Raw genomic sequence first — 6000 nt, forward strand, 5'->3', positions numbered from 1 at the left:
ACACAAGATAAGCAATCTCTGAAATGAAATGAGGAATTATCCATGAGTTTAATCAATACCCAAGTCAAAGCATTTAACGCAACTGCTTACCATAATGGTCAATTTATTGACGTATCTGAGCAAGACTTTATTGGCAAATGGTCAGTGGTGTTTTTCTACCCTGCAGATTTCACTTTTGTGTGCCCAACTGAACTTGCAGATTTAGCCGATCAATATGCTGAATTCCAAAAAATGGGTGTGGAAATTTACTCAGTTTCTACAGACACGCATTTTACCCATAAAGCGTGGCACGACACTTCAGAAGAAATCAAAAAAATTCAATATCCAATGATTGGCGACCCAACTTGGACCTTGGCTAAAAACTTTGAAGTGCTGATTGAAGCAGAAGGTTTGGCAGATCGTGGTACATTCGTGATTGACCCTGAAGGGAAAATCCAGATTGTAGAAATCAATGCAGGCGGTATTGGTCGTGACGCGCAAGAATTGTTGCGTAAAGTGAAAGCAGCGCAATATGTGCATGCACACCCTGGCGAAGTTTGCCCTGCCAAGTGGAAAGAAAGCGATGCAACCCTAGCACCATCTATTGATTTGGTCGGTAAAATCTAATCGAATCATTACACTCAATTTTAAAAATCCAGAACTTCGTTTCTGGATTTTTTTATGCTCATGATTTGTTTAACCATGTATAAGTTTCAACAAGATTATTCCATTCTTGCAATGCTGTATGCCAAATTTGCACTAGGTTGTGGCACGTTAGCAGAATAAGATTAAAGTATCTATTCTCCTAGCAATAGGTGTAACACATGAAAAAAATAATCGGTTTATATCGCAACCAAAACATGCATTGGGTGGGCGATGGTTTTCCCGTTAAAAATCTATTTTCTTATGACCGTTTAGGTCAGGCGATCAGTCCATTTTTACTCTTGGATTATGCAGCGCCGTATCATTTTGATGCAACTACGGCACAGCATGGTGTGGGTTCACATCCACACCGTGGTTTTGAAACGGTGACGATTGCCTATCAAGGCGAAGTGACGCATAAAGATTCAGCAGGCGGTGGTGGCACCATCAAAACAGGTGATGTGCAGTGGATGACAGCAGGTGCAGGTGTGGTGCATGAGGAGTTTCATTCCAAAGAATATGCAGCACAAGGCGGGTTGTTCGAAATGGTACAGCTTTGGGTCAATTTGCCTGCCGCAGATAAAATGACAACACCACGCTATCAAGCCATTGAATCTCAAAATATTCCGAAAATTGAGTTTGAAAATCAGGCGGGGCATTTACGCATTATTGCAGGTCAGTACGCCGAGCAATCTGGACCTGCTAGCACCTTTAGCCCTGTTAATGTTTGGGATGGGCAACTGAAAGCCGCACAGACCCAAGCGCTGCATGTACCTGTAGACCACAATACTTTATTGGTGGTATTGGCAGGTGAAGTGCGGGTCAATGGCAGTCAGCTTGTGCAAGATCATTCAGTGGTCTTGTTTGCTCAAGATGGCGAAGCGTTAATTCAGCTTGAAGCACTGCAAGATACGCAATTTTTAGTGCTGACAGGCAAGCCACTAAATGAACCTATTCAAGGCTATGGTCCATTTGTCATGAATACCAAGCAGGAAATCATTCAAGCTTTTGAAGATTTTAATCAAGGTAAGTTCGGTGAAATTCCCGTTCAACATCAAGCGGGTTAAGTTTTAAAAAATCTTAGCCAAAAAAAAGCCTCATGTCGATGTTCCGACAGAGGCTTTTGTTATTTTGGCGCTGTCAAATTTCTAGTTTTAGCGGATTGATCATATTCTTTATGATAATTATCTGTGATTTAGTTATTAATTATGTGCCTACTATCATAGCGTTTAGAGATTTATTTGTAAAACAAAAATTATAAAAATGGTTAATTTATCTATATGGTTTAGAACACTATTTATGGAATTAAAGAAATAATATGAATAAATTCTAAGGCTTATTTAAGCATCTTCTGATTGTTAGAAAATGTAATCATATTGCCAATACTCTTTGTGTTGTTTCTCTGTGAAAAGTACTCAATCTGGTAGTTTTTAATAGCTCATTTTCCTTAGGCATGGTTCATAATTTCATAAAGTATGTAAAAAGATGGATGATCGGTTTGGATATCGCAGTGATCGGTAGTGGTATGGCTGGACTGGCTACCGCAAGAATTCTTAAAGATGCAGGGCATAACATTACAATTTTTGAGGCGCTGCCTGGTCGTGGAATGGACAGTCATAGCATCGAATTTGAAGATGGTTTAATTGATGCGCCGTTACGGGTCATGAATCCACATTTGTGGAAAAACACCCTCAGCTTGGCCACACATTTAGGCATTAAAACTTATCCTGTGCGTACTTATATGGCGTGCAGTTGGTTATTTGAAGATCGTACCGAAACTTGGCTGACCACAAGCCGTACCCGTATTGGTAATTTTCCCATCATTAACAACCGTAAAGGAATCCAGCAATACGGTTGGCGTTTAGTGAAAGGCATGTTGCAGTTAAAAACGGCCATTGCTAAATTTTTTAAATCCAAGAACCAAGACATCACCCTTGCGGAATTTATCAACCGCAACGAGATTGAAGAAGTGTTTTGGCATGGTGCAGTGATGCCAGTGCTTTATACCATTTGTACTTGTGATCCTAAGACCATTGGCGAATGGCCAGCAAAACCATTATTGGTGTTTTTACGCCAATTAACTGATGGTGATGCGTTATTGCGTTTACAAGGTGGCACGCCCGCATTAGTTGATAAGTTGATTGAAGGCATTAATATTGAAAGTGGTGCAGCGATCACTCGCGTTCATCAAAAAGAAGATGGTGTGGTTGTTGAAAATTCTGCAGGTCAGTCGCAAACATTTGACCGTGTGGTAATTGCAACGCCAACCACTAAAGTTCAAGAATTCTTAGATAATCAACAATTTTCTGAAGATATTGAATTGCTTAAACAATTTAAATTCGAGCAGGGTGATTTGGTGATTCACACCGATCAAACGGTGATGCCGCCAAAACGTAAAGACTGGTCAGTTTTAAGTTATATGATGGATCGTAAATTTACCCGTCAGCAATTTACGGTATGGCTTAACTCGATTGAACCAACGTTGGTCGGCAAATCTCCAGTGTTCCAAACATGGCGTCCAGTCACACCAATTGATCCGAAAAAGATCATTTCAACGGTGACTTTAACCCGCGCTGTAGTGGATTCAAAGACAGTGGCATTAAACAAAGAGTTGCAGCAACGGCATCATCAAGACAATCGTAAAGTGTTCTTCTGTGGTTCATGGTCGTGTGATGGTTTGCCTATTTTAGAATCTGCAGTGACCTCAGCCATGCATATTGCAGAAATTTTTGGTGCGCCATTACCGTTTATTGATTTAAAACCACAAGTTGAGGTTGCGCCACAATTAGGTTATTAAGTCTATTCATCTTTACTGAATTAGACTGAGTCAGCATGAAATGGCAACAGGTGATACGCTCGCACTTTCCAAAACATAAATATGCCATTCATGCGGCATATTTGGGAGATGATTCTGCGTTGCCGTGGAGCAATCTAGGTTATTGGTCAGATGCAGTGGGATATGATTATCCTGCTGCATGTCAAAATTTAGCCGCGCATTTGGCCGCAGCAGTCCGTTTAAATTCAAAAGACGCTGTGTTGGATTTAGGCTGTGGGCAAGGTGCTAGTCTTAAATACTGGTTAGAACACTATCAAGTACAACAGCTTGAGGCTATTGAGCTACAAGATCATCATGTGCAGTGGATTCGACAACATTTAAATTCAAATATTAAAATTCACGCTGCTTCATTTTTAAATTTACAAGCACTTTTTCCACAACCCCGTTTTGATGTGGTGTTTTGTATCGATGCGGCATATCACAGTCATTTGAATTCCTTTTTAAGTCAGGTGAGTGCAGTTTTGAATTCAAATGGACGCATGGGCTTTCATTATTTAATTTGGGCAGAGCAAGCGCCAACGCATGTATTCAAACAGCTGCAATATCGTGCCTTATTAAAATCTGCCGATGTCAATTTTAAAGATCTAATGTCTGAAAGTCAGCTTCGGGCAGTCTTAGCACAGTTTGAATTTAAACAGATTCAAGTGGAAGATTTATCGGCCCAGGTGCTAGCAGGTTTTGCTGATTATGTGAATCAGCATCTCAGGCATCGAGTGCAAAGGCGAGATGTAGACTGGTTTAAAATTGCTATGACCGCACGTTTATGTGCCAAGCTCTATACAGATGGCTGGATTAAATATGTTCAGGTGAGTGCGGAAAAATCTTAATCAATCGTAATCGGCTGATAGATGATGAAGTTTTCGGTGTTTGGGTTTCTATGATTGGTTTTAAATCTCAGCTACCACACGAAACTGCTTTAGTAAAATTTTTTCGCCAAAAGTCAATTGATCTCTGACATAAGCCACGGCTTTGTCATCAAAAAAGAATATGATCGTGACTTTTTATAATTGTGGACGGATTTGTTGTACAAACAACTAACACTATGATTAATTATATTTATTTTAACTTAAATTTATATAAAAATTTAAAAATCAATATTTTATGCAACAAAGTCAATTATAAAATACATTTTACAAGCTAAAAATCACAATCCTGTATTGCGGTTTAAGTTTTGCAGATAGATCGATGTCCTGAATAATTTTGGCTATTCGGGCAGAATGAGTGAGATAAAATATACGTATATAAACAAAAAACCTCATAAATTAGAAACTTATGAGGTTGAATATGGTGCCGGCACACGGATTCGAACTGTGGACCTACTGATTACAAGTCAGTTGCTCTACCAACTGAGCTATGCCGGCGTTGTGTAAAGAATTTTACAGAATTTTTACCTGTGCGCAAGCCAAAAAGTAACCGTTTAATGCAAGGCATAGCGTTTTTGCAGAGTTTATATGCAGTGTTTTGCATATTACAAATGAGGAAATTACACAGAAGGTTTAGGAAATGAGCCCAGCGAGTGGGCTCAAGGAAGAAAATAACTTGAAGTAAAGTGTGAAAAAGCGATTATTTACTTCTTAAGATGCGGTCTAAATCTTGTGCACATTCCTCTAAGGTAAAGGCCATATCCAGTTGCATTTGTGGTTTAAGTTCATTTGCGAGCGTTCTCCATTGTTCAATTAGGCGAATGGCTTTTTGAATCTTATGTTTGTTGATGTCTTTGGCGATGGTAGGCGTGTATCCTCCACGTTTAGCATTTTTAATTTGTTTGACATAATTTTGGCTGTTATTCATGTTCGCTCCCGAATAGCAGTTATATATGTAAGGCATTTGCATGCTTTTATTATGCTAAAACTTAATGATGACCCTTTTATGTAGAAAGCAGAGATGACCAAGTAAAATAAAAAAAGTTTGATAAAAAACAATAAATTTCTTCACATCCCCTTTTTTGACGTTACAACTCAGTTGTAGCATAGTGGTTAAAGATTGTCTTTATTGCAGAGTAACGTAATGTGTCATGTTTGTTGATTTATCATCAATAGTTAGAGAGAGGATCATCAAAATCACTGCTTAACAAGCTGATAAATGCAAATTCCATTTATTGCTTTATTCATTTTACGCTCTAGATAATTGCCAAGTTAGATAGCGCCACGATAAAAATAGCAACGAGCATAACCATGCAAAGTTCACTCTTTGCTGTATTGGCTTGGGTGCACAAAGATTGGAAAGGCAAAGCACCCCGAATTCAGAGTCTGTAAATAATTTTGTGTAATTGCTTTTCATAAATTTAAAGGCGATTGCTTAAGCGGTCACCGAATTCAATAATAAAGCGGCTCATGGCTAAACGCCAGTCGCGAATAGGCATATTCCACTTTTTAGACGCTGCATCAATTGCCAGGTAAATCACTTTACGTACAGAATCATCCGTTGGAAAGACTTTACGCTTTTTGATCGCCTGACGTATTACGCTGTTTAATGATTCGATCGCATTGGTGGTATAGATGGCTTTGCGTATCTCGGCTGGATAAGCAAAGAAGGTATTTAGA

The 6000-nt window shown here is 39.0% G+C and carries 6 protein-coding genes and 1 tRNA gene; 4 read left to right on the forward strand and 3 right to left on the reverse strand.

What is annotated here, in order from left to right:
• Positions 1-42: 42 nt before the first annotated feature.
• The 4 genes from ahpC (at position 43) to BJN41_RS10385 (ending at position 4284) form a co-directional block, all read left to right on the forward strand.
• Positions 43-606, forward strand: coding sequence for an alkyl hydroperoxide reductase subunit C (gene ahpC, locus BJN41_RS10370; RefSeq protein WP_070155041.1), 564 nt, complete (start codon positions 43-45; stop codon positions 604-606).
• Positions 607-803: 197 nt separating this feature from the next.
• Positions 804-1688: a pirin family protein gene (locus BJN41_RS10375; RefSeq protein ID WP_070155043.1), complete on the forward strand. Its 885-nt coding sequence runs from the start codon at positions 804-806 to the stop codon at positions 1686-1688.
• A gap of 422 nt (positions 1689-2110) precedes the next feature.
• A complete protein-coding gene (locus BJN41_RS10380) occupies positions 2111-3418 on the forward strand; it encodes an FAD-dependent oxidoreductase (protein WP_070155045.1) in 1308 nt (435 codons plus the stop codon).
• 35 nt (positions 3419-3453) lie between these two features.
• Complete coding sequence (locus BJN41_RS10385; RefSeq protein WP_070155047.1) at positions 3454-4284, forward strand: SAM-dependent methyltransferase; 831 nt, start codon at positions 3454-3456, stop codon at positions 4282-4284.
• 458 nt (positions 4285-4742) lie between these two features.
• On the opposite strand, the gene BJN41_RS10390 is transcribed toward BJN41_RS10385, so the two are convergent.
• From BJN41_RS10390 to BJN41_RS10400, 3 genes are all read right to left on the reverse strand, one after another.
• Positions 4743-4818 (reverse strand) — tRNA-Thr (locus BJN41_RS10390).
• A 202-nt stretch (positions 4819-5020) separates the two neighbouring features.
• Positions 5021-5248, reverse strand: a complete 228-nt coding sequence (locus BJN41_RS10395; protein ID WP_026438111.1) for a hypothetical protein — start codon at positions 5246-5248, stop codon at positions 5021-5023.
• Positions 5249-5741: 493 nt separating this feature from the next.
• A partial coding sequence (locus tag BJN41_RS10400; RefSeq protein WP_141730395.1) for a transposase occupies positions 5742-6000 on the reverse strand: 259 nt, incomplete at its 5' end.

It is taken from the genome of Acinetobacter towneri (assembly GCF_001758345.1).
In the GTDB taxonomy this organism is placed as follows: domain Bacteria; phylum Pseudomonadota; class Gammaproteobacteria; order Pseudomonadales; family Moraxellaceae; genus Acinetobacter; species Acinetobacter towneri_A.

What these genes read in the sequence shown, in the direction of transcription:
- ahpC (WP_070155041.1), top strand. Translation starts at nt 43, where the DNA reads ATGAGTTTAATCAATACCCAAGTCAAAGCATTTAACGCAACTGCTTAC.
- BJN41_RS10375 (WP_070155043.1), top strand. Translation starts at nt 804, where the DNA reads ATGAAAAAAATAATCGGTTTATATCGCAACCAAAACATGCATTGGGTG.
- BJN41_RS10380 (WP_070155045.1), top strand. Translation starts at nt 2,111, where the DNA reads ATGATCGGTTTGGATATCGCAGTGATCGGTAGTGGTATGGCTGGACTG.
- BJN41_RS10385 (WP_070155047.1), top strand. Translation starts at nt 3,454, where the DNA reads ATGAAATGGCAACAGGTGATACGCTCGCACTTTCCAAAACATAAATAT.
- BJN41_RS10395 (WP_026438111.1), bottom strand. Translation starts at nt 5,248, where the DNA reads ATGAATAACAGCCAAAATTATGTCAAACAAATTAAAAATGCTAAACGT.